Origin of the sequence: Caballeronia sp. LjRoot34 (assembly GCF_964253815.1) — a bacterium.
In the GTDB taxonomy this organism is placed as follows: domain Bacteria; phylum Pseudomonadota; class Gammaproteobacteria; order Burkholderiales; family Burkholderiaceae; genus Caballeronia.
On the sequence record NZ_CAXUSB020000001.1, the window covers coordinates 3,732,226 to 3,753,536 of the forward strand.

Sequence of the window (21,311 nt, forward strand, 5' to 3'; positions counted from 1 at the left end):
CCTCCCTGCTTACGCCAGCACCAGATTGTCCCGATGAATCAACTCGGGTTCGAGCATGTACCCGAGCACCGTTTCGATTTCACCGCTCGGCCGACGCTGGATCAATCGCGCCTCCGAACTGCTGTAATTCGTGATGCCGCGCGCCACTTCCTGACCGCTCGGATTCATGCACGCGATCACTTCGCCGCGCGCAAATGCGCCGTGAACATCGATCACGCCAATTGGCAGCAAGCTTTTACCGCCCGCAGTGAGCTTCTCGACCGCACCGTCGTCAATAACCACGTGGCCACGCACCTGCAAATGATCCGCCATCCATTGCTTGCGGGCCGCCATACGGGCTGTGCGCGCCATCAATTGCGTACCGATCATCTCGCCTGACGCCAGCCGGGTCAGGACATCCGACTCCCGCCCGCTCGCGATCACCGTGTTCGCACCGCTGTGCGCCGCGCGCTTCGCCGCAAGAATCTTGGTCAGCATGCCGCCGCGCCCCAGGCTGGAACCCGCGCCGCCTGCCATGGCCTCGAGTTCCGGCGTACCCGCGTCGGCCTGCTCGACCAGTGTGGCTGTGGGATCGTGCCGGGGATCAGCGGTAAACAAGCCGCGCTGATCGGTGAGGATAATCAGCGCGTCGCCTTCTATAAGGTTAGCGACCAGCGCGCCGAGCGTGTCGTTGTCGCCGAATTTGATTTCATCGGTGATGACGGTGTCGTTTTCATTGATGATCGGCACGCAACCCAGGCGCAACAAGGTGAGTAGCGTTGAGCGTGCGTTCAGATAGCGTTCCCGGTCGGCGAGATCGGCGTGCGTGAGAAGAATCTGCGCCGTGCGCATGCCATGCTTCGCGAAACTGCTTTCGTAGACTTGCGCCAGGCCCATCTGGCCAACGGCGGCCGCCGCCTGCAATTCGTCAATTTCACGCGGCCGCTTCGTCCAGCCCAGACGATGAATACCCTCGGCGATCGCGCCGGAACTGACCAGCACGACTTCCTTGCCCTGCGCGCGCAATGCCGCAATCTGCGCAGCCCAGCGCGCGATGGCCGCGTGGTCGAGCCCGCGCCCGTCGTTGGTCACCAGGCTCGATCCCACTTTCACTACGAGTCGCTTCGAAGCGGCTATGACGGAACGCATCTGACGCATTTCTCCTCGGATTTGCCTCGATAACCACGGGCCAAACTTTTACGCTTCGTCTTCGTCCTGGTCTTCGTCGATCTCCGGCGCGATCTGCGGCGCCACGACGGCAGGTTCGTCGCGGAAACGGACATCCGCAGCGAGGTCTTCGGCTTCTGCCGCCCGCGATGCATCCGAATTCTTCGAGATGTAATCGAAGATGGCGTAGGTCAGGCTTTCGCAGCCCTGCCCCGTCAGCGCCGAGATCTCGAACACCGGGCCGTCCCATTCGTAGCGCTTGATGAAGTCCGCCACGCGCGATTTACGCTCGTCGTCCGGCACCATGTCGAGCTTGTTCAGCACAAGCCAACGTGGTTTTTCATACAGCGCTTCATCATATTTGCGCAATTCGTTGACGATCGCGCGCGCTTCCACAACAGGATCGACTGCGTCGTCGAACGGGGCCAGATCGACGAGATGCAGCAGCACGCCGGTGCGCTGCAAGTGGCGCAGGAACCGGTGGCCCAGACCTGCGCCTTCCGCCGCGCCTTCGATCAAGCCAGGAATGTCCGCGATCACGAAGCTCTTTTCCGGTCCCACACGGACCACGCCGAGATTCGGCGCAAGCGTGGTGAACGGATAGTCAGCAATTTTCGGCCGCGCATTCGACACTGCCGTGATGAACGTGGACTTGCCCGCGTTCGGCATGCCGAGCAAACCGACATCGGCGAGCACTTTCAACTCGAGACGCAGCATGCGCCGGTCGCCTGGCTTGCCTTCGGTCTTCTGGCGCGGAGCGCGGTTCGTGCTCGACTTGAAGTGCAGGTTGCCGAGACCGCCAGCACCGCCGTGCGCGATCAGCACGCTCTGGTTATGCTCGGTCAAATCGGCGATCAACTCGCCCGTTTCCGTGTCCGCGATGATCGTGCCGACCGGCATGCGCAAGATGATGTCGTCGCCGCCCTTGCCGTAGCAGTCGGCGCCGCGGCCGTTTTCGCCGTTGCGCGCCTGGTGTTTCTTCGCGTACCGGTAGTCGATCAGCGTGTTGATATTGCGGTCCGCGACCGCATACACGCTGCCGCCCCGGCCGCCGTCGCCGCCGTCCGGTCCGCCGAACGGGACGAACTTCTCGCGCCGCATCGACGCGCTGCCATCCCCTCCGTCGCCGGCGATGACTTCAATTCTCGCTTCGTCAATGAACTTCATGAGTTGCTCCGTCCCGTGTTTCACTTTGCATGGGACGGGAGTAAGCGCATGGGACCAGAGTAAGCGCTAAAACGCCAACTCTGGTCGACAGCGCCAACTCCCGTCGACCGCCTTGCATGGGACTGGAGTAAGGCGCTAAAGCGCCAACTCCAGTCGACACACTATTCTGCCGCGACCGGCCGATGCCAGCCACTAGGCCATTCGATATATGTCACTGCCTGGCCGAGTCAATCAAGCCAGCCAATAAAAAAAGCCCCGCGAACTTCGCGGGGCCCTTTCCGGTCCTGAAGCCCGTGCCTGAATACTACTTAGGCAGCCGGGACAACGTTGACCAGATGCTTCTTTGCTGCGCCCTTCGTCGAAAACGTGACGTGGCCGTCGGTCAGCGCGAACAAGGTGTGATCCTTGCCCATGCCGACGTTGTCGCCCGGGTGCATGCGCGTACCGCGCTGACGAACAATGATGCCGCCTGCATTGATAGCCTGGCCGCCGTAAACCTTCACGCCGAGGCGCTTTGATTCAGAGTCGCGACCATTGCGGGATGACCCGCCTGCTTTTTTGTGTGCCATTTAATAGCTCCTTGACCGTTTAGCTTAATCGACTCGACGACGCTTACGCGGCGTTGATAGCGTCGATACGCAGTTCGGTGTAGTTCTGGCGATGGCCAGCGTGCTTTTGGTAGTGCTTCCGGCGACGCATCTTGAAGATCGTGACTTTCTTGTGACGACCCTGGGACACGACGGTACATGTGACGGAAGCCCCACTGACCAGCGGTGCACCGAACTGAATCGATTCACCTTCGCCTACTGCGAGAACCTGGTCGAGCGTGATTTCAGCGTCAATGTCTGCCGGTATCTGTTCTACTTTCAATTTTTCGCCGACAGCAACCTTATACTGCTTGCCGCCGGTTTTTATGACCGCGTACATTGAGAACCTCACTCTGAATTCATTTTTCCGCACACCGTGCGCGAAAACGCGTGATTATACAGAGAGTTAGGCACTCCGTCAAAACCGTTGTTCATCGGGAAAAACGGAGCGGCGACAGTCCGAACCGAGCACGGCGTGCGCACCATTATCGGGATTTCGCCGCCTGAAGCCTCGCGTCAGGCTTGTCGCGGCCACCCGCGCGGTTCGTCCGAGGCGTCTTTAGAGGCGGCTATCGGCCGATTCGCCTTATAATTCGCGGCACTATCCTAATTGCCGATCATGTCGTCCACTGCCATTTCCTCCCCAAACGCCGCCAACGTGCTCGAGCCTATCGCCGAGGACATGCAGCAGGTCAATCGCGTCATCCGGCAGCGCCTGGCATCCGAAGTGATGCTGATCAACCAGATTTCCGAGTACATCATCGGGGCTGGCGGCAAACGGCTCCGGCCCGCGCTCTTGTTGCTGGTCGCAGGCGCGCTCGGCGACACCACCGGGCACCGGCATGAGCTGGCCGCCGTGGTCGAGTTCATTCATACGGCCACGCTGCTGCACGATGACGTAGTCGACGAATCCGATCTCCGGCGCGGCCGCAAGACCGCGAACGCGCTGTTCGGCAACGCGGCAAGCGTGCTCGTGGGCGACTTTTTGTACTCGCGCTCCTTCGAAATGATGGTCGGCGTGGGCAGGATGCGCGTGATGGAGATCCTGTCGGTCGCGACCAACGTGATCTCGGAAGGCGAAGTGCTGCAGTTGTTGAACATGCACGACCCGGATGTGGACGAAGCGCGCTACATGCAGGTGATCCGCTACAAGACGGCCAAGCTTTTCGAAGCGGCGGCCCAACTGGGCGCGGTGCTGTCGGGGTCGGATGCCCGGACGGAAGCGGCGGCGGCGGAATTTGGCCGGCGTATCGGCACGGCGTTCCAGATCATGGACGATTGGCTCGATTACACCGGCACGGCGGAATCGATGGGAAAAAATGCCGGCGACGATCTGCGCGAAGGCAAACCCACCCTCCCGCTCATCTATTTGATGGAACATGGTTCGGCCGAACAGGCAGCGCTCGCGCGCGAGGCGATCGAGCAAGGCGGCACCGATAAATTCGATACCATCTTTGAAGCCATCACTAAATCGGGCGCGCTGGATCACACGCTGAAATGTGCACGGCAGGAAGCCCAGGCGGCAGCGAATGCAATTTCTTCGTTTCCAGATTCCATTTTTAAAGAGAGCCTGCTAGAATTATGTTCTTACTCGACGGCAAGACAGTCCTGAAAAGGAAACGAACCGTCTCAGAGTGAACATTCGGGGTGTAGCTTAGCCTGGTAGAGCGCTACGTTCGGGACGTAGAGGCCGGAGGTTCGAATCCTCTCACCCCGACCAGAATTGATAAAAAACCGCCCAGCTTGCTGGGCGGTTTTTTGTTTTGGGTCATCGATTTTTTAGGTTATCCGCTAATCATCGGCTATGGGTGATCTACAAGTTCGGCGCAAGGTTTGCGCTGCCATCGTCAGATTCAATAACACTGCGCTCGCTCATCAATGTCTTCACTCAGATTTTCATCGGTTAGAAGAATGTCCGTGGGCCAACGCATCGGGCTGTGGTTCGTGTTTCTGTATTTCCTGATCGGCGGAGCGTGCCACTTTTTGTACATGCCGCTCTTCGTGAAAATCGTGCCGCCCAGTATTCCCTTCCCGCTCCTGGCCGTCATTGTGAGCGGCGTTTTCGAATTGCTTGGCGCGATCGGCGTGATGATCAAACGCACGCGAAGCGCAGCGGGCATCGGGCTGACGTTACTGACCATTGCCGTCACGCCCGCCAACGTATTCATGTATCAACACGCGGATCAGTTCTCACAAGTTCCATCGTGGTTATTGCTCGTGCGGTTGCCTTTGCAACTTGTATTGATTGCGTGCATTTTATGGAGCACGCGGCGGCGCGCTTAACTCGTGCTTCATTCACTTAGCTAACCCGCGCGCGAAAAGCCCTCGCGCGGGAAAGTTGTCACCCATCGCCACCGATCGCACCGCTTCAGACTGATAGAAACTGTCTCGTCGATTCCTCGACGTTTTCAGATGCTTCCGATGTTCCGCACCGGTAACTTTCACTAGATTTTCTACCGCAAGGCCAGCCAAAGGCGTGATTTACGTCTTTCCAGATGCCAACTTCACGTTGCGCTTCTTTGTCCTCAAGGTAGGAACATCATCATGACAGTCTCCAAAACGGCGCCCGTCGCGGCCGGCAAAAGAACGACATCGCGCTCTGTCACCACTCACGATTCGCATAACGAATATCCGATCGTTCTTGTTCACGGCATGTGCGGCTGGGGCCGCGACGAGTTATTCGGACAGAAATTCCGCTATTGGGGCGGCGCAAAAGGTGATATTCAGGAGCATCTGAAAGCGCAAGGTTACGAGACATTCACCGCATCCATGGGTCCGATCTCCAGCAACTGGGACCGCGCTTGCGAGTTGTATACCTATCTCGTAGGCGGTGTGGTGGACTACGGCGCAGTTCATTCAGCCAGATACGGCCACGCTCGCTATGGCCGGAGTTATCCCGGCGTTTATCCGCAATGGAGCGAAGCGCACAAGGTGCATTTGATCGGGCACAGCATGGGCGGCCCGACATCGCGAACATTGATCCAGCTGCTCGAACACGGCGACGCGGACGAAGCGGGTTTTAAACCTGGGCCGAGAGAAGCGCCCAGCTCTCCGCTCTTTGCGGGCGGGAGAAAATGGGTACATAGCGTGACGTCGGTTTCCGGTGTCCACAATGGCGCGCTGACAGCGGACGATGTCGGCCAATTCCCAATCTTTATCCGCGATCTCATGATCGGCGCTGCGGCGCTCGCAGGACTTGGAACGACCGAGCCAATCTACGATTTCAACCTGCAGCAATGGGGACTGGAGCGTGAAGAGGGACAAGGGTTTGACGACTATATTCGTCGAGCGCTGGAAAGCCGGGTCTGGAAAACCCAGGACGGTTGCACCTACGATCTCTCGACCATAGCGGCACATTTCCAGAATTCGTGGGCGCAAACGTCGGAGAACGTGTACTACAGTTCCTACGCTGTTGATGGCACCTTCGCCGGTCCGCAAGGGGTACGTATCCCGCAGGCAAACATGAACGTCATTCTGAAGCCCAGTGCCGCAGCGGTCGGACTGAACAAAAAAGATCTCGCCGGCGGTTTTGCTGCGTGGCGTCCGAACGATGGCCTGGTTAGCGTGCCTTCGGCGCAGTTCCCGGTTGGCCATCCACACGAAATGGCGAGCGAGGACAAAACGACCGCCAGGAAAAAGGGCGTGTGGTACGTCAATCCGACCATTGAAGGAATGGACCATCTAAGCATAGTGATCCCGCTGCACGAGACGACGATTGAGCAGTTGTATCGATTCTACGAAGAAATAGCCGCTCAAATCCACGCGTTACCGGTGTGATCCGTGGGACGTGACGCCTGAGCCATGGCCCTTGAGCCATGGCCCCTATAATGCCGAAGGCACCACTTGGCGGTCACGTCCCATCATCTCATCATGCTTCCTCTGAAATACCTCGGCGCCTATCCGCAAACGCTTCAGGACAAGGTCCGCAAACTTATCGCCGATGACCAATTGGGCGTGTATCTTGCCGACCGGTATCCGGACCGCCATGCCGTGCAATCGGACCGCGCGCTGTATCAATACACCACAGATCTGAAGCAGGAGTTCCTGCGCGTGGCGCCCGCCATCGACAAGGTAATGTACGACGCCAAGCTCGACGTGCTGCGTCATGCGCTCGGCCTGCACACAGCCATATCACGCGTGCAAGGCGGCAAGCTCAAGGCGAAGAAGGAGATTCGGGTGGCGTCGCTATTCAAGGAAGCGCCGCCTGAATTCCTGCGCATGATCGTCGTGCATGAACTCGCGCATTTGAAGGAAAGCGACCACAACAAAGCGTTTTATCGGCTATGTGAATTCATGCAGCCCGGGTATCACCAGATCGAATTCGATCTGCGCATATATCTGACGCAGCGCGAGCTTTCGCGCGACTCATCCGTCAAGTAAATGCGTCAATCCGCGGCCGCGTGAGCGAGTGTTTCGCTGTCAACACTGCGCATTGGCCGGATCAGCAAAAGCAGCGGCACGACCAGCAAGGTCGCCACGAACATCAGCTTGAAGTCGTTCAGGTACGCGATCATCTGCGCCTGCTGATTGATCGACTGATCCATCAACGCAAGACTCATCTGTGATCCACTTTCGAGCATGGGCTGCATCGACGGATTGAATACGTTCACATTCGCCGCGAGATCGGCGTGCGCCACCTGCGTGCCGCGCGTCATCATGGTCTGCACGATCGAGATGCCGATACTGCTGCCAATGTTACGCATCAGGCTGTAGGTCGCGGTGCCATCGGCGCGTAGTTCGGGCGTCAGCGTGGAAAACGTCAGCGCGCTCAGCGGCACAAATACGAAACCCAGGCCAAAACCCTGGATCACGCCGGGCCACACGATGTCCGACACCGACAGCACGAGCGTGTACTGCATCATCTGCCAGAGCGCGAACGCGGAAACGAGAAAACCGGCGAGCAACAACAGACGCGCGTCGATGCGCCGTAACAGCCGCCCGGCGATCAGCATGGCGACCATCGTTCCCGCGCCACTGGGCGCCGTGACCAGACCCGTCGTGGCGACGGGATAGTTCATCAGGTTCTGCAGCATCGGCGGCAACAACGCACGGGTCGCGTACATCACCGCGCCAATCATGAAGATGAAAAACACGCCGGTCGCGAAATTGCGGTCCTTCAACAGTTCGTACTTGAAGAATGAACGCTTGCCGGCGGTCGCGGTGTGCGCGAGAAAAAAGATAAAACTCAGCACGGCAAGAATGGCTTCGATACGGATTTCGATCGAGCCGAACCAGTCGAGCTGCTCGCCGCGATCGAGCATGGCCTGGAGTGCGCCGATCGCAAGACCCAGCGTGGCAAACCCGAACGCATCGAATTTCACCCCGAGCTTCGCCGCTCGCGCCGGCAGGAACGTCACTACGCCAAATAGCGCAAACGCGCCGATCGGCACGTTGATGAAAAATACCCAGCGCCAGTTGTAACTATCGGTGAGCCAGCCGCCCAACGTTGGCCCGAGAATCGGTCCGACCATCACGCCCATGCCCCAGACGGCCATTGCCTGGCCCTGCTTTTCGCGCGGATTGATGTCGAGCAGGATGGACTGCGAGAGCGGCACGAGCGAGGCGCCGAAAATACCCTGCAGCAATCGTGACGCGACAATCTGCGCAAGACTGTCCGATAACCCGCATAGCGCCGACGCTATCGTGAAGCCGCCAATAGAAATGATCAGCAGACGCTTCGTGCTCAGCCGGTCGGATAACCAGCCCGTCAGCGGCGTGGCGATAGCCGCCGCAACAATGTACGACGTCAGCACCCACGTGATCTCGTCCTGCGACGCCGACAGCGTGCCCTGCATATGCGGCAGCGCGACATTGGCGATCGTGCTGTCGAGTGTCTGGATCAGCGTGGCGAGCATGATCGAGACTGTGAGCATGGGCCGGTTGAGCGGCGTGGCCGCCGCGCTTACCGGCATCGATTCAGAGGACATTCAGGCGCCGATTCGGTTATCAGATTGCTTACTCTTAATAGTAAGCATGCTTATTATAAACAAGCTAATGATTGGGACAAGAAGTCAAAAATCAGGAGAAACCCGTGTTTGCCGGAATGTAGGTGGGCGCGAGCTTCTTTCGTATAATCCGGGCATGGAAACGCACCTCGACAAGCGCTTTGGCTTTCTGATCTCGGACGTTGGGCGCTTGTGCAGCAAGCGCTTCGACGAACTCGCGAAGTCGTCCCTCGATCTCACGCGGGCGCAATGCCGCGCGCTCGCCTATCTGTCCCATTTCGGCGATGTGAACCAGGCACGGCTGGCCGATCTGCTGGAAGTCGCGCCGATATCGGCCGGCCGCCTGCTGGACCGGATGGAGGAAGGCGGCTGGATCGAGCGTTTTTCGAATCCCGATGACCGTCGCGAGCGGACGGTGAGGATGACGGCAAAAGCCGAAAGCGCACTCGGCAGGGCGCGCCGGGTGGGCGATTCAATGGCCGCTGAAGCGTTGGCAGGGCTTGATGCCGACGAGCGCGCGCAACTGATCTCGCTGCTGCGGCGCGTGCGGGTGAATCTGAGCACGATTGTGGACGAGTAAGCGTTTTGCAGGAGCTCGGGAAGCGGCGCACTTATGTCTCTTCCGAAACTGCGACAAGCCGCCGCCCGCCGTGAAACGCTCGACTCGATAATTGCAGAACTCGGCCGTGCAATGACCGTGGAGCAGCCAGATTTTAGATCGATCGACGCAGTGCAATAGATAGGAGGTCCGACCTTTGCTACCAAGCGTGTCGGAACATCCGCCGCGCGTAGCTGAGCTTCCGGGCTCCTGCAACGCGCACGCCTCCCTCCCGATTGCAGCTTGTCTCGTCCGGAATCCGACATGCTCTTGCTCGCCATACCGCTTACGGTAATCGTCACGCTCGTCATTGTCCTGATCCTTGCGAACTTCGTGAGCGGCGAAAAGAAGGTCGAGCACAACATCGACAGGCTGTATTCCAGCGACAACCCGCAATTCATTCGTTCAATGAGCCTCTTGCTGGGGCCGCCGGTGACGTCGGGCAACCGGTATGCCGTGCTGCTGAACGGCGACGAAATCTTCCCATCCATGCTCGATGGCATTCAATCCGCCAAAGAGACCATTACCTTCGAAACGTTCATCTACTGGTCCGGCGACATTGGCGCGCGATTTGCGGCGGCGTTGTCGGAGAAAGCGCGTTCGGGCGTTGCGGTGCATGTCCTGCTCGACTGGGTGGGCTGCAAGAAAATGGATCACCGTTATCTCGACGAACTGCGGCAAGCCGGTGCCGACGTCGTTCAGTATCACAAGCCACACTGGACCGGACTCGGGCGAATGAATAACCGGACGCACCGGAAGCTGCTGATCATCGACGGCCGCATGGGTTTCACTGGAGGCGTTGGGATCGCGGAGGAATGGACGGAGAACGCGCAAGACGAAAAGCATTGGCGCGACACGCATTTCCGAGTGGAAGGTCCGGTGGTCGGTCACATGCAGGCCGTGTTCATGGACAACTGGATCAAGGCGACCGGCAATGTGCTGCATGGTCCCAAGTACTTTCCTGACATACCCCCCTTGCCCGAAGCCGAGGCCTGTCATGGTGTCGCGCACATGTTCAGCAGCTCTCCCACCCACGGCGCCGACGACATGGAACTGATGTATCTCATGGCGATTACGGCGGCCACGCACAGCATTCATCTGGCGAGCGCGTATTTCGTCCCCGATGGCCTCGCGATCAATGCCCTGGTGGAAGCCGCACGACGCGGCGTGAGAGTGCGCATTGTGACGCCGGGAAAACGTATTGACACGCATACAGTGCGTGAAGCCTCTCGCGCCTGCTGGGGAGATCTGCTGGCCGCGGGTATCGAAATCCATGAATATCAGCCGACCATGTTCCATTGCAAATTACTCGTGGTGGACGATTACCTGGTTTCAGTGGGATCGACGAATTTCGACAGCCGCTCGTTCAAGCTCAACGACGAAGCGAACCTCAATATCTACGATCGCGAATTTGCCCGTCAGCAAAGCGCGATCTTCGACGCCGATATTGAAAAGTCGCGCCTCGTCACGTACGAAGAGTGGCTGCACAGACCGAGGTCAGAGAAGCTGATAGAGAAAGTGGTGCCGTTGCTCGACTGGCAGCTTTGAGCATCTGCACGACTTTTCCCGGGTTTCGACTACTTGCCACGACCTCAATGCAGCGTCAAGCCACCGCCCGCCGCTGCCTCAATCAGCTTTCTCATAGGCCACGCCTCGGCGTACTGACCGATCACAGCGACCTCGCGATCCGCCTGCTCGGGTAGCAAACGGTCGTCGACCACCACGATGATGGGCATATTGGCAATCAGCGCATTACCCCGCAGGTCCACCAGCTTGTAGAGCTCCGACGACGAAGCGTTACGATGACATGAGATCACGTCGATCTGCGTGTCACCCTGCGACAGGTCGAAGCCATATTGGCGACCCGACACGCCCGCGGCCTTATGCGTGCTTTTGACCGCCAAGACATCTGGCTTCATTGCGTTGAGATAAAGCCGCGTATCGCCGATCAAGCTCGGCTCGCGGACCGCGAAGTCAGTACCCGCGTTGTCGAACTCCCATCTGGCCAGGCTCATCAGCGCGTCTATATAGATCGCGAACCCGGACGCCATGTTGGCAATTTCAAACGTGCCTTCAATTTCGCCCTCGTGCGTCACCTTGATATCAGGCTGCTTGATCGCCGCTTTCACCACCTGATAGTCCCGCAGATGAAATGAGCTGATCTGCCGGCAAAAGCAGTGAAACAGCGTCTCTCCGGAATCGAAGAAGCGAATCTTGCTACCACCGTCCAAATATTCGGCATAGACGACGAACGGATCGCCGCCGTAGAAACCAAATGGTGTGTGGAGCGCCATCATGGGTGGCTCTTCCTCTTCAAGTTGCACGCAGCCGAAGCCAAGCTTCGCGCACATGTCCTTGCAGGACGACTGGATGTTCATTTTGATTCCGGTACCGATGGGTCAGGTAAGACGCACGTCAGCGTCAAGTTAGTCTTTTTGCAGAAGAGCCGAAGCGCGCTTGCGTAGTTGAAACCAGACCATTCGGCCAAGCCCGCAATCCGATCACGCCCGACATGTTCATGAGAATCCCGATGGGGATCAGTTATTGGCCGGCTACCCTGAACAATCTCAAGCTGATAAGCACGTCGATCACTTTTATTCTGAGCGTGGTACATGCCAAAGACAAATCGCCTGAAGGGCGGTCGTCGGCCATACCTGACAGAGAGCTGTGCCGTCATGCCCTGAATGCGCCTGCCGTCGGCATCCGTCATGCCGAACACGCATTTGGCCAAACTGACCGCTTCCTTGTGCTTGCTCCATCCCGTTGAAGGATCGCCAAATTTGGTGAGGCTCAACAGGCGTTCCGCCTCGTCCCGTGGAAGATCGTCGATCATATGAGGTCATGGTTTGCATCCTGCGTGCTTGCGTGGATTTCACATGACCAACCATACCTTGATGCACTTTAGGCGAGTCAAGCTGAACGTTGTCATAAAGTGTCGACTTGCCATGCCGACCACATCTGACATCGCGACAAAGCTATCAAGAAGCTACCCGCCGATCACCCCCGATCGCGTCAACGCCTCGATCTGTGCGTCGCCCATTCCAAGCACATCGCGCAGCACGGCGTTCGTGTGTTGTCCAAGCATCGGGGGCGCCTGATCGTACGCAACCGGCGTAGCCGATAAACGCAGCGGACTCGCCACCGTTGGCGCCACGCCCGCGACGGGATGCGGAATCTCCCGCGCCGCGCCGCGAAATTGCGCTTGGTCAGAATCGAAAGCCTGCGCGATATCGTTGATCGGGCCGCACGGCACGCCGCACGCTTCTAGCGCGTCGACCCATGCGTCGCGGGGACGCGTCATGAACACGGCCGCCAGTTGCGGCAGCAATTCCGCCCGGTTCACGCTACGCCCGCTATTGGTGGCGAAGCGTGCATCGAGCGCAAGTTCCGGCACGTTCATCGCGGTGCACAGCGAACGAAACTGGCTGTCGTTGCCGCATGCAACGATCACATGGCCATCGCTCGCCGCAAAGGTCTGATACGGCACGATGTTCGGATGCGCATTGCCCATGCGCTGTGGCGCGATGCCCGTGGTGAGATAGTTCATGGACTGGTTAGCGAGCATGGCGAGCTGGCAATCGAGCAATGCGATATCGAGATGCTGCCCGAGTCCGCTCTTCTCGCGCTCCATGAGCGCGGCGAGCACGCCGGTAGTGGCATACATGCCGGCCATCAAATCCGTTACCGCCACGCCGACTTTTTCCGGGCCGCCACCCGCTACGCTGTCGGGCTCGCCGGTAATGCTCATCAGGCCGCCCATCCCCTGGATCAGGAAGTCGTAACCCGCGCGCTGCAATAGCGGGCCGCTCTGTCCAAAACCCGTCACCGAGCAGTACACGAGCCGCGGATTGAGCGTCGAAAGACTCTCGTAGTCCAGACCATATTTCCTGAGTCCTCCGACCTTGAAGTTTTCGACGACCACGTCACACGACTTCGCGAACTCGCGGATCAGCGCAGCGCCTTCGGGTGAACTCATGTCGATGGCAACCGACTGCTTGTTGCGGTTCGCGCACAGGAAATAGGCGCTCTCCGATGTATCACGGCCCTCGGCGTCGCGCAGGAACGGCGGCCCCCACGTGCGGGTGTCGTCGCCCGTGCCCGGACGCTCGATCTTGATCACTTGCGCGCCAAGATCCGCGAGGTTCTGCGTGCACCACGGCCCCGCCAGCACCCTCGATAAATCCAGCACACGAATGCCGTCCAACGGGCGTTTTCTTGTCGTATTGATGTTTGCGCCCGAGTTCTCCGGCGTCGCTTGATTCTTGCTGTCCTGCACCATTTCACCTCGTTCGTTTCAAGCCGGGTTCTGGCTGATGGGTCCGTTCATGGCCGGAAAAATGCGAATCGGCACGCCCGGTCAGGCGGCTGGCGGAGAACCGCATCGTCCGATGCCGTCGATTGTAGCCAAGTCGCCAGATAGGCCGTCCCCTCGTATATCCCAAAGCGCACCAGCCAATCGACAGGATCAAAATCACGGAACACGGTCGAAATATTTGTCAGGTATCGGAATATTCCGCGAGCGCCACCCGTTTATCCCGTATCTGTACAAATGTAACGAGACAAACGACGTGATAACGAAAATCCCGATGCTCGCTGCCGCCCTGGCCCTTGTCGCGGCCTTCAGCCTGAGTGCCCATGCCGCCCCGCCGATGGCCGAAGCCGGTATGTACACCGACGCGAAAGGCATGACGCTCTACACGTTCGACAAAGATCCGGCGTCGGGTCCGAGCGCGTGCAGCGGCGGTTGCGCCCAGGCGTGGCCGGCGGTATTGGCCGATGCCGCGGACAAGCCCCAAGGTGACTGGACCATGATGCCGGCAGCCGATGGCGCTAACCAGTGGGCATACAAAGGCAAGCGCGTATACACGTTCGCGAAAGACAAGAAACCCGGCGATGCCAACGGCGACAATTTCAAGGACATGTGGCACACCGTGAGGCAATAAGCGGGATGCACCAAGCGTGAAGCAGCAAGACACCATCACAGCGATGGAGACCAGCATGAAGCGATCGATGGCCGCTGTTCCCGTGGCGGCAATATCGTCGTCACGGGAACAGGGGTCCGGAGCGCTGAAAATGAACCAGTCATGAGCATAGGCCGTTGAGCTTCGATACCGATCTCGTTGGAGTTCTCCCGCAGTTGCGGCGTTATGCGCGCGCGCTGACGGGAGATCGTGCATGGGCCGATGACCTCGTGCAGGACGTGACCGAACGCGCGCTGGGCCGGTCGAAAGGATTTCGCGTCGGCAGCAATCTGCGCGCGTGGCTGTTCACGATCATGCGCAATCTCTATATTGATCAGTTGCGCGGCCGGCGCGATATCGCCGTCGACGATGAAACCGCGCCCTGGCGGCAGATGGCCGCGCCCGTGGGCGAAGTCGATGGGCTCGTGCTGCGCGACGTGCAACGCGCGCTGTATTGCCTGCCGGTCGAGCAACGCGAAGTCATGCTGCTCGTCTGCGTCGAGGACATGAGTTATCAGGAGGCATCCGTGGTGCTGAACGTGCCGGCCGGAACAGTGATGTCGCGATTATCGCGGGCACGGGAGCATATGCGTGTGCTGCTCGGTGAGGAACCGGGCCGCAAATCGGCGTCGTTGAAAATCGTGAGTGGCACATGACGAACCCCGAACGTCCGGAACAGGCGGAATCCAGCGCGGCAGCCGATGAGTTGCGCGCGCTGTCGGCGTTCATCGACGATGAGGCGTCTGAGGCCGAGCGCGCTGAAACTGCCGCGCGGATTGCCCGCGATCCGGCGAGCGCGGTGACGGTCGCCGCGTATCGCGCGCAGGACAATGCGCTGCGGGCGCTGTTTGCCGCCACGGCTGATAAAGAACCCCAAGTCGTGATCGTGCGTCCGCGCAAGCGTTATCTGATGGCGGCGAGCTGGCTGGCGGTGGGGATTGCATGCGGCTTCCTGATGCATATGCTGTTGCCGGTCCTCGATCAGGATCATCCGGCGCCGACGTTCGCGCAACGCGCGGATATCGCTTACGCCGTGTATGCGCCTGAACAGAGGCACGCGGTGGAAGTCGCGGCATCGCAGGAAGATCATCTTGTTACGTGGTTGTCCAAGCGGCTCAACCGGACCCTGACGATTCCCTCACTGCACGAATATGGGTTCGAGCTGGTCGGTGGCCGCTTGTTGCCCGGCGAGGACGGGCCGGCGGCTCAGTTCATGTATCAGAACGCCAGCGGCGAACGGCTCACGCTGTACATGACCAGCGGTTCGGGCAAACACAAGGACGAATACGCCATACGGATGTTGCGCGACGGCTCGCGACGAACTTTCTACTGGACGACAGATCACGCGGGTTATGCGCTCTCGGGACAGATCGGCGAGACGAAGCTCCGTGCCATCAGCTTCGATACCTGCGCCGCATTAGGCGGCGATCCGAAGAAATGGCAGTGAGCGGTTGGCAGGATCGCGGCGCTTGAAGCGGCGGAAATACATCAAGCGCACGTGGTACCCGGAGCGAAGTTATTGAGACTCAAGGCCAGAAGAACAATGAAGAAAGATTCAAGCATGTGCCGCGCGAAGCGGCTTTTGCGCGTTGCCGCGATAGGCGCGGGATGTTTCCTGAGCGTCGCCGCCGTCGCCGATGAGCGCTTCACGCTGACATCGCCCGGCCTCGCCGATAACGCCACCCTCGACTCCCGCCACGCCGCCAGCGCGCAGGATTGCGGCGGCAAGAACGTTTCGTTGCCGCTGGCGTGGAGCAATGCGCCGTCCGGGACCAAAAGCTTTGCCGTCACTATCTTCGATCCCGACGGCGCTCGCGGCCTCGGAATCGTGCATTGGATTCTCTACGGAATTCCTGCTGCGACGACCACTTTGGCGGAAGGCGGGCCGCCGCCGGCGGGGAGTATTGGTGGAATCAACCGGACGGGGAAGGACGGCTATTACGGACCCTGCCCGCCGCACGGCGATGCGCCGCATCACTATGTCGTGCAAGCCTACGCGCTGGATATCGCCGCCAATGCCCTGCCCTCCGCGCTTGACCGCAACGGATTGATCGCGGCGATGAAGGGGCATGTGCTGGCGGCATCGAGCATGGTGGTGCGGTACGGGCGTTGATTACCGCGATGCGTGATTAGGTAGTACATCAACGTCATCGCGGCTTATGCCTTCAGGCCTCATCCGCGGCCGCAAGCCCCGCCCTCGTCTGCACGCGCCACGCACGTGAACCGCCAAGGAAGTCGACCCAGCCAAGCGCCGCGCCCGTATGGCGCAGCAACTGGAACGTGAACGGCTCGACAATCGCCGTCACGATCGCCATCCACAGGCTCGACCCGGCGGTGTCGCCCGTCCAGCGCCGGTACAAATGCACGGTCCACAAATGAAAGGCGAAATCGATAAGAATCTTCCCGCCGATCACGCTGAAAATCGGCAAGACAATAGCGCCGCGCCGATCCACGATAAACCCCAGCAGCAGCGCAAACGCCGTCAAGCCGTAGATGGGCTGCACGGTATCGAAGGCTTTCACGGGCAGCATCAGCAAACCGAGCGTGCCGTAACGCCGGTTGCCGGTCATATCGCGATTCCAGTATTGCGTCTGCAAAAAGCCCGCGAACCAGCGCCGCCTTTGCCGCATGAAACCGCTGAACGAACTCGGCGCGTCCGTGATGGCGTGCGCGTTGCCCACCACACGCACGTCCCAGTCCAGACCGTGATCGACGGAATGACGGCGCAGCCGGTGAATCAATTCGTAATCCTCCACCAGGCATTGCGGATCGAAACCACCGACAGCCAGCAACGCATCGCGGCGAAATGAAGCGAACGCCCCCGAGATCAGCAACAGGCTATCGGCGCGCATCCATGCAAAACGCGCGATGAAATTGCGGATGTATTCGTAAGTCTGGAACCACTGGAAAAAGCGCCCGCTGATCGTTTTGCTGCACACCGGAACCAGGATGCCCGCTGCGGCAACCAGGTTCGGCCGCGACGCAAACGCGCTGCGCATGGCCAGGACGGCGTCGTCGGCGAGACGGGTATCGGCATCGACGGTCATGACGATCGGCGTACTGATCTTTTCGATCGCCGCATTCAGCGCACGCGCCTTGCCGCCATGTGCCACGCGTAGCCAGAAGAGCGTCGGATGCAGCGTCGATGCCGCGCTCAATTCTCCCTCCGCCGGCGAGACAAGGCCAAAACGTTGCGTGAGAAGCTCGGCGGTGGCGTCGGAGGAACCATCGTCGGCGATCACGATTTGCGCCGCGCCATGCGTTTGCCCGAGCAATTTCGCGAGCGTGTTAGGCAGCACGGCCGCCTCGTTATGCGACGCCACGATCACGCCGAGCTTCGGCAAACCGCGTTCGCGCTGCTTGCGATCAAGCGGCTTGCGCGGCCTGACAAGCGTCCACGATTTCGCCGCGACAAACATCAGCAGCAAGGTGTCGTAGACCACGTAGGCAATGCCCGTCGACCATGCCACCACGCCGTGCAGGAAAAACGCGCGGGCGAACAGCACGAGCCACAGCACGACCACGCCGCCGTGAATCAGCACGCTCGCGAGCGTCACGGGGCGAGGCGCCAAGCGCGGCGAAGCCTGCGCGAGCGCCTCTTCCAGAGAGGGTTTCACCAGCAGATCCGGTTGCGGCGGGGTCTTTTTTGTTTGGATGGGTACGGCGTGAAGTTTCACATCCATCACGGCACCATCCGCGAGATCACCGACTTCTTGTCGATCCACTGATGCTTGAGCGCGCCGCCCACGTGCATCGCCAAAAGGGCGTACAGCGCGTAACCCAGCCACGTATGCAATGCGCCGAAACGATCGTGCAACGATTCCTTCAGGACCGGATCGAGATGCATCACGAAACCCACGCGCGGCCACGGAATCAGGCCGAACAGATGCATCGGATGCGTCGCGGCGTCTTTCCATGCCGAGTCGTGCAGCCAGCCAGATAACGGCAAACCGATCATCAGCAGGTACAACAAAAAGTGTGCGAGGTGAGCGGCCATGTGTTCCCACTTCGGAAACGCCTTCGGCAGCGGCGGCGGCCGATGCGAAACGCGCCACAAGATCCGCAGCAGCACCAGCCCGAGAACGGTGATGCCGATGGACTTGTGGGTATCGACGACCGGACGCACCCATGAATCGGGGAACGATTCCGCCGTCAGCCCCAGCACGACGTTGCAGATAATCAACAACGCGATGAGCCAGTGCAGGACCATCGCGGTGCGCGTGTAGCGCAGCGGCATCTCGGTCTGGGGCGGGTCTGACACCACGTTGGCAGCTTGCGTGGACATTGAAACTCCGTGCGGAAAATGAGGATCGGCTGGATAGTTCTTTCTGCAAACTGTCGCGGCGGATTGGTCTATTCAAGCCAAGCGCGAATGTTTGCAGACGACACGATCCAAACGCACCGTGGCGTCGCTTTATTCCATCGATTCTGCGGGAAAACGCGAAGTTGCGTTTGTAGTGGGTTTGTCAGTCAAGGCGTTGAAAGGGTTCGACGGGTTCGGCGCCCCTCGCTCCCGGCGACACAAACGCCAGCACCGCCTGCGCGAATCGCAACGCGGCCGGATTCGCGGCGTCGCGGCGCGTGACAAGGTGGAGCGGCGCGGAGAACGCTTCGTCGCCGGCAACAGCGCAATACACCACGGTTTCCTGCTGGTATCGCTGCATGGATGCCGGCACGAGCGTGATGCCGCCGCCCGCCGCCACCAGGTTGATGGCGCTCAGCATGCGCGGCACTTCGCTCACCACTTCCGGCTTGAAACCCGCCGCCTCGCAGGCGCGGATGAAGTCCGCGTACATGCCCGGTGCGCCCGGCCGCCGCACGAAAATAAACGACTCGCCGGCAAGCGCCTTCAGCGGCACACGCGGCTGTTTGCCCGGGCGCACGCCTTTCCCTTTCGCTGGCAGCAGCGCATGTCCGACCGGAAGCACGAGCACCATGCGCTCCTCGTGCAGCAGGTCGAAGCGCAACTCCGCGGGCGTCTCGATCGGCTTGCGCAGGATGCCGGCATCGACGCGTCCATTCACCATCCGTTCGATGATGTCAGCCGCATTGATCTCGTTCAGGTCGATGGCAATATCCGGATGCGTCGCGCGAAAACGGCGGATCGCGGCGGTGGCGAGCGGGTGGAATGCCGCCGAACTCGTCAGCGCGATCCGCACGGAACCGAGCTGGCCGTTCGCCACCCGCCGCGCATTGACCACGCCTTGATCGAGCGCGTCGAGCACCGCGCGGGCATCGACGACAAAAGCCGCGCCCGCCGACGTCAATTCCACCCCGCGCGGCAATCGCGTAAAAAGCGCAAAACCCAGTTCGCGTTCAAGCTCCTGAATCTGCTGCGACAAAGGCGGCTGCTGAATATGCAGCCGCGCCGCCGCCCGCGTGAACTGGCGCTCCTCGGCGACCGTAAGGAAGTACCGCAGGTGACGCAGTTCCATCGAGAGGCCTCACATACGTGACAGATATGGCAATGCCATCCGATATGTATTTTACATTTGCCACTGCGTTTCGTACTCTTCGATTCAAATACACATAAATGCACAGATCTGGAGACATATGGAAACCACCTTCCCATCTAGCGCGGCCGATCACCCGCCAGCTTCATTGGCGTCGCTCAGCAAGTCGCAGATTCGCCGCGCCGTGCTGGCTTCGGTCATTGGCAATGGGTTGGAATGGTTCGATTTCCTGATCTACGGCTACTTCGCGAAGATCATCGCGCACGTGTTTTTCCCGGTCGGTAACACCGCGCTTTCCACAACGCTGACGCTCGGCACGTTTGCCGTTGGATTTATCGTGCGGCCGCTCGGCGGGATCGTGATTGGGGCCTATGCGGATCGCGTCGGGCGCCGCAAGACTCTTTCCATGCTCATCCTCATGATGGCCGCCAGCACCTTGTTGATGGGCCTGACTCCCGGCTATTCGACCATCGGAGTCGCCGCGCCCTTGCTTGTGTTGCTTGCGCGCGTCATGCAGGGTTTGTCGGTGGGCGGCGAGTTCGCCACGGCCGCCGCGATGCTCACGGAATACGCGCCGCGCGGCAAGAAAATGTACTTCGGCAGCTTCCAGATGACATCGCAGGCGGTGGCGCTGGTGCTTTCGTCGGCGTTTGGGTATTTCCTGACATCGAATCTGGACCGGGCATCGCTCGAATCATGGGGCTGGCGCGTGCCGTTCCTGGTCGGCGCGCTGGTCGGGCCGGTGGGGTTTTACATTCGCCACAAAGTCGCGGAGTCGCCCGAGTTCGTGGAGTTGCGCGAACGGCTCGGCCACGCGCCGCGGCAGACCATCCGCAGCTTTTTCCGGCAACGCGGTGACGCGTCGTTGTGCGCGATGGGCGTGATCATCGTCGGCACGGCAACGAATTATCTGTGGCACACGTTCATGCCGCTCTATGTCGAGCGTCAGTTGCACTTGCCGCTCAAGAATGCGTTGTTCGGCACGGCGGTGTCGGGGCTGGTTTCCATAGTGGGTTATCCGCTCGCGGGAAAACTCGCGGACCGGATCGGCGCGTACCGGCTGTTCTTTCCGGTGACTATCGTGTGGGTCGTGATCGCGTATCCGCTGTTTGCATGGGTACTCGCGTCCCCCACGCCGGGCCGTGTTTTCGCCGCTCAAATGGTCGCGACCGTGGTGCTGAGCCTGATGTCCGGACCGCATCCCGGCATGCTCACGCAGTTGTTTCCCACTGCCACGCGCTCTACCGGCGTCGCGCTCTCGTACAACATCGCGGTGACGCTGTTTGGCGGCCTCGCGCCGCTGACCGTCTCCACGCTGATCACCCTGACCGGATCGAATATCGTGCCGGCGTATTACCTGATCTTCGCGGGCTTCGTGTCGCTCGCGCTGGTCGGGCTGACACGTTCCGGGCAACGTCTGCGCCGCGATCCCGATGCCCTCCCGCTGGATTGAA

Annotated in this window: 22 protein-coding genes and 1 tRNA gene; 12 read left to right on the top strand and 11 right to left on the bottom strand. The window is 60.0% G+C overall.

Going from position 1 to position 21,311, the window contains the following annotated elements:
- Window positions 1–9 precede the first annotated feature (9 nt).
- From proB to rplU, 4 genes are all read right to left on the bottom strand, one after another.
- Entirely contained in the window at window positions 10–1,128 is a 1,119-nt protein-coding gene (proB, locus tag ACSQ36_RS16700) for a glutamate 5-kinase (RefSeq protein WP_436182749.1), read from the bottom strand.
- Between the two features lie 48 nt (window positions 1,129–1,176).
- Window positions 1,177–2,313 (bottom strand): GTPase ObgE, encoded by a 1,137-nt coding sequence (obgE, locus tag ACSQ36_RS16705; protein WP_436182750.1) that lies wholly within the window; start codon window positions 2,311–2,313, stop codon window positions 1,177–1,179.
- Between the two features lie 308 nt (window positions 2,314–2,621).
- On the bottom strand, window positions 2,622–2,882 hold the full coding sequence (gene rpmA, locus ACSQ36_RS16710) for a 50S ribosomal protein L27 (protein ID WP_031360734.1): 261 nt from the start codon (window positions 2,880–2,882) through the stop codon (window positions 2,622–2,624).
- Window positions 2,883–2,925: 43 nt separating this feature from the next.
- Window positions 2,926–3,240, bottom strand: a complete 315-nt coding sequence (rplU, locus tag ACSQ36_RS16715) for a 50S ribosomal protein L21 (protein ID WP_056354755.1) — start codon at window positions 3,238–3,240, stop codon at window positions 2,926–2,928.
- 279 nt (window positions 3,241–3,519) lie between these two features.
- Between rplU and ACSQ36_RS16720 the strand changes: the two genes are divergently transcribed.
- The 5 genes from ACSQ36_RS16720 to ACSQ36_RS16740 all read left to right on the top strand — a co-directional run bounded on the left by ACSQ36_RS16720 (window position 3,520) and on the right by ACSQ36_RS16740 (window position 7,280).
- Complete coding sequence (locus ACSQ36_RS16720) at window positions 3,520–4,512, top strand: polyprenyl synthetase family protein (protein ID WP_436182751.1); 993 nt, start codon at window positions 3,520–3,522, stop codon at window positions 4,510–4,512.
- Window positions 4,513–4,543: 31 nt separating this feature from the next.
- Window positions 4,544–4,620 (top strand) — tRNA-Pro (locus ACSQ36_RS16725).
- Window positions 4,621–4,811: 191 nt separating this feature from the next.
- The gene (locus ACSQ36_RS16730; RefSeq protein WP_436182752.1) at window positions 4,812–5,183 is read left to right on the top strand and encodes a DoxX family protein; all 372 of its coding nucleotides are present in this window, start codon (window positions 4,812–4,814) and stop codon (window positions 5,181–5,183) included.
- A 261-nt stretch (window positions 5,184–5,444) separates the two neighbouring features.
- Window positions 5,445–6,677, top strand: a complete 1,233-nt coding sequence (locus tag ACSQ36_RS16735; protein ID WP_436182753.1) for an esterase/lipase family protein — start codon at window positions 5,445–5,447, stop codon at window positions 6,675–6,677.
- Window positions 6,678–6,770: 93 nt separating this feature from the next.
- Window positions 6,771–7,280, top strand: coding sequence for a M48 metallopeptidase family protein (locus ACSQ36_RS16740; protein WP_436182754.1), 510 nt, complete (start codon window positions 6,771–6,773; stop codon window positions 7,278–7,280).
- A 5-nt stretch (window positions 7,281–7,285) separates the two neighbouring features.
- Here ACSQ36_RS16740 and ACSQ36_RS16745 read toward each other — a convergent pair whose 3' ends face one another.
- The gene (locus ACSQ36_RS16745; protein ID WP_436182755.1) at window positions 7,286–8,827 is read right to left on the bottom strand and encodes a DHA2 family efflux MFS transporter permease subunit; all 1,542 of its coding nucleotides are present in this window, start codon (window positions 8,825–8,827) and stop codon (window positions 7,286–7,288) included.
- Between the two features lie 154 nt (window positions 8,828–8,981).
- Here ACSQ36_RS16745 and ACSQ36_RS16750 point away from each other — a divergent pair, with 154 nt between their 5' ends.
- Entirely contained in the window at window positions 8,982–9,425 is a 444-nt protein-coding gene (locus tag ACSQ36_RS16750) for a MarR family winged helix-turn-helix transcriptional regulator (RefSeq protein ID WP_436182756.1), read from the top strand.
- Window positions 9,426–9,707: 282 nt separating this feature from the next.
- Entirely contained in the window at window positions 9,708–10,991 is a 1,284-nt protein-coding gene (cls, locus tag ACSQ36_RS16755) for a cardiolipin synthase (protein WP_436182757.1), read from the top strand.
- A 44-nt stretch (window positions 10,992–11,035) separates the two neighbouring features.
- Here the strand turns inward: cls and ACSQ36_RS16760 are convergent, their stop codons facing one another.
- The 3 genes from ACSQ36_RS16760 to ACSQ36_RS16770 all read right to left on the bottom strand — a co-directional run bounded on the left by ACSQ36_RS16760 (window position 11,036) and on the right by ACSQ36_RS16770 (window position 13,722).
- Window positions 11,036–11,821 carry a hypothetical protein gene (locus tag ACSQ36_RS16760; RefSeq protein WP_436182758.1) on the bottom strand — a complete coding sequence of 262 codons (786 nt, stop codon included), beginning with the start codon at window positions 11,819–11,821 and terminating at the stop codon, window positions 11,036–11,038.
- Window positions 11,818–12,276, bottom strand: coding sequence for a hypothetical protein (locus ACSQ36_RS16765; RefSeq protein ID WP_436182759.1), 459 nt, complete (start codon window positions 12,274–12,276; stop codon window positions 11,818–11,820). Before ACSQ36_RS16765 ends, ACSQ36_RS16760 begins: the two co-directional genes overlap by 4 nt.
- A 153-nt stretch (window positions 12,277–12,429) precedes the next feature.
- Entirely contained in the window at window positions 12,430–13,722 is a 1,293-nt protein-coding gene (locus tag ACSQ36_RS16770) for a CaiB/BaiF CoA transferase family protein (protein ID WP_436182760.1), read from the bottom strand.
- Window positions 13,723–14,029: 307 nt separating this feature from the next.
- On the opposite strand from ACSQ36_RS16770, the gene ACSQ36_RS16775 reads away from it, so the two are divergent.
- The 4 genes from ACSQ36_RS16775 (at window position 14,030) to ACSQ36_RS16790 (ending at window position 16,517) form a co-directional block, all read left to right on the top strand.
- The gene (locus tag ACSQ36_RS16775) at window positions 14,030–14,386 is read left to right on the top strand and encodes a COG4315 family predicted lipoprotein (protein WP_436183204.1); all 357 of its coding nucleotides are present in this window, start codon (window positions 14,030–14,032) and stop codon (window positions 14,384–14,386) included.
- A 155-nt stretch (window positions 14,387–14,541) separates the two neighbouring features.
- Window positions 14,542–15,060, top strand: coding sequence for a sigma-70 family RNA polymerase sigma factor (locus ACSQ36_RS16780; protein WP_031360721.1), 519 nt, complete (start codon window positions 14,542–14,544; stop codon window positions 15,058–15,060).
- Entirely contained in the window at window positions 15,057–15,851 is a 795-nt protein-coding gene (locus ACSQ36_RS16785) for an anti-sigma factor family protein (RefSeq protein WP_436182761.1), read from the top strand. Before ACSQ36_RS16780 ends, ACSQ36_RS16785 begins: the two co-directional genes overlap by 4 nt.
- Window positions 15,852–15,947: 96 nt before the next feature.
- Window positions 15,948–16,517, top strand: a complete 570-nt coding sequence (locus ACSQ36_RS16790; protein WP_436182762.1) for a YbhB/YbcL family Raf kinase inhibitor-like protein — start codon at window positions 15,948–15,950, stop codon at window positions 16,515–16,517.
- Window positions 16,518–16,569: 52 nt separating this feature from the next.
- Here ACSQ36_RS16790 and ACSQ36_RS16795 read toward each other — a convergent pair whose 3' ends face one another.
- From ACSQ36_RS16795 to ACSQ36_RS16805, 3 genes are all read right to left on the bottom strand, one after another.
- Window positions 16,570–18,021: a glycosyltransferase family 2 protein gene (locus ACSQ36_RS16795; protein ID WP_436182763.1), complete on the bottom strand. Its 1,452-nt coding sequence runs from the start codon at window positions 18,019–18,021 to the stop codon at window positions 16,570–16,572.
- Between the two features lie 65 nt (window positions 18,022–18,086).
- Window positions 18,087–18,689, bottom strand: a complete 603-nt coding sequence (locus ACSQ36_RS16800) for a cytochrome b (protein WP_436182764.1) — start codon at window positions 18,687–18,689, stop codon at window positions 18,087–18,089.
- A 181-nt stretch (window positions 18,690–18,870) separates the two neighbouring features.
- Window positions 18,871–19,839: a LysR substrate-binding domain-containing protein gene (locus tag ACSQ36_RS16805; protein ID WP_436182765.1), complete on the bottom strand. Its 969-nt coding sequence runs from the start codon at window positions 19,837–19,839 to the stop codon at window positions 18,871–18,873.
- A gap of 118 nt (window positions 19,840–19,957) precedes the next feature.
- On the opposite strand from ACSQ36_RS16805, the gene ACSQ36_RS16810 reads away from it, so the two are divergent.
- Window positions 19,958–21,310 (top strand): MFS transporter, encoded by a 1,353-nt coding sequence (locus tag ACSQ36_RS16810; protein WP_436182766.1) that lies wholly within the window; start codon window positions 19,958–19,960, stop codon window positions 21,308–21,310.
- Window position 21,311: the final 1 nt, after the last annotated feature.

Bases quoted from the DNA above. Each gene is read 5' to 3' on its own strand.
- proB (WP_436182749.1), bottom strand. From the start codon at position 1,128: ATGCGTTCCGTCATAGCCGCTTCGAAGCGACTCGTAGTGAAAGTGGGA.
- obgE (WP_436182750.1), bottom strand. From the start codon at position 2,313: ATGAAGTTCATTGACGAAGCGAGAATTGAAGTCATCGCCGGCGACGGA.
- rpmA (WP_031360734.1), bottom strand. From the start codon at position 2,882: ATGGCACACAAAAAAGCAGGCGGGTCATCCCGCAATGGTCGCGACTCT.
- rplU (WP_056354755.1), bottom strand. From the start codon at position 3,240: ATGTACGCGGTCATAAAAACCGGCGGCAAGCAGTATAAGGTTGCTGTC.
- ACSQ36_RS16720 (WP_436182751.1), top strand. From the start codon at position 3,520: ATGTCGTCCACTGCCATTTCCTCCCCAAACGCCGCCAACGTGCTCGAG.
- ACSQ36_RS16730 (WP_436182752.1), top strand. From the start codon at position 4,812: ATGTCCGTGGGCCAACGCATCGGGCTGTGGTTCGTGTTTCTGTATTTC.
- ACSQ36_RS16735 (WP_436182753.1), top strand. From the start codon at position 5,445: ATGACAGTCTCCAAAACGGCGCCCGTCGCGGCCGGCAAAAGAACGACA.
- ACSQ36_RS16740 (WP_436182754.1), top strand. From the start codon at position 6,771: ATGCTTCCTCTGAAATACCTCGGCGCCTATCCGCAAACGCTTCAGGAC.
- ACSQ36_RS16745 (WP_436182755.1), bottom strand. From the start codon at position 8,827: ATGTCCTCTGAATCGATGCCGGTAAGCGCGGCGGCCACGCCGCTCAAC.
- ACSQ36_RS16750 (WP_436182756.1), top strand. From the start codon at position 8,982: ATGGAAACGCACCTCGACAAGCGCTTTGGCTTTCTGATCTCGGACGTT.
- cls (WP_436182757.1), top strand. From the start codon at position 9,708: ATGCTCTTGCTCGCCATACCGCTTACGGTAATCGTCACGCTCGTCATT.
- ACSQ36_RS16760 (WP_436182758.1), bottom strand. From the start codon at position 11,821: ATGAACATCCAGTCGTCCTGCAAGGACATGTGCGCGAAGCTTGGCTTC.
- ACSQ36_RS16765 (WP_436182759.1), bottom strand. From the start codon at position 12,276: ATGATCGACGATCTTCCACGGGACGAGGCGGAACGCCTGTTGAGCCTC.
- ACSQ36_RS16770 (WP_436182760.1), bottom strand. From the start codon at position 13,722: ATGGTGCAGGACAGCAAGAATCAAGCGACGCCGGAGAACTCGGGCGCA.
- ACSQ36_RS16775 (WP_436183204.1), top strand. From the start codon at position 14,030: ATGCTCGCTGCCGCCCTGGCCCTTGTCGCGGCCTTCAGCCTGAGTGCC.
- ACSQ36_RS16785 (WP_436182761.1), top strand. From the start codon at position 15,057: ATGACGAACCCCGAACGTCCGGAACAGGCGGAATCCAGCGCGGCAGCC.
- ACSQ36_RS16790 (WP_436182762.1), top strand. From the start codon at position 15,948: ATGAAGAAAGATTCAAGCATGTGCCGCGCGAAGCGGCTTTTGCGCGTT.
- ACSQ36_RS16800 (WP_436182764.1), bottom strand. From the start codon at position 18,689: ATGTCCACGCAAGCTGCCAACGTGGTGTCAGACCCGCCCCAGACCGAG.
- ACSQ36_RS16805 (WP_436182765.1), bottom strand. From the start codon at position 19,839: ATGGAACTGCGTCACCTGCGGTACTTCCTTACGGTCGCCGAGGAGCGC.
- ACSQ36_RS16810 (WP_436182766.1), top strand. From the start codon at position 19,958: ATGGAAACCACCTTCCCATCTAGCGCGGCCGATCACCCGCCAGCTTCA.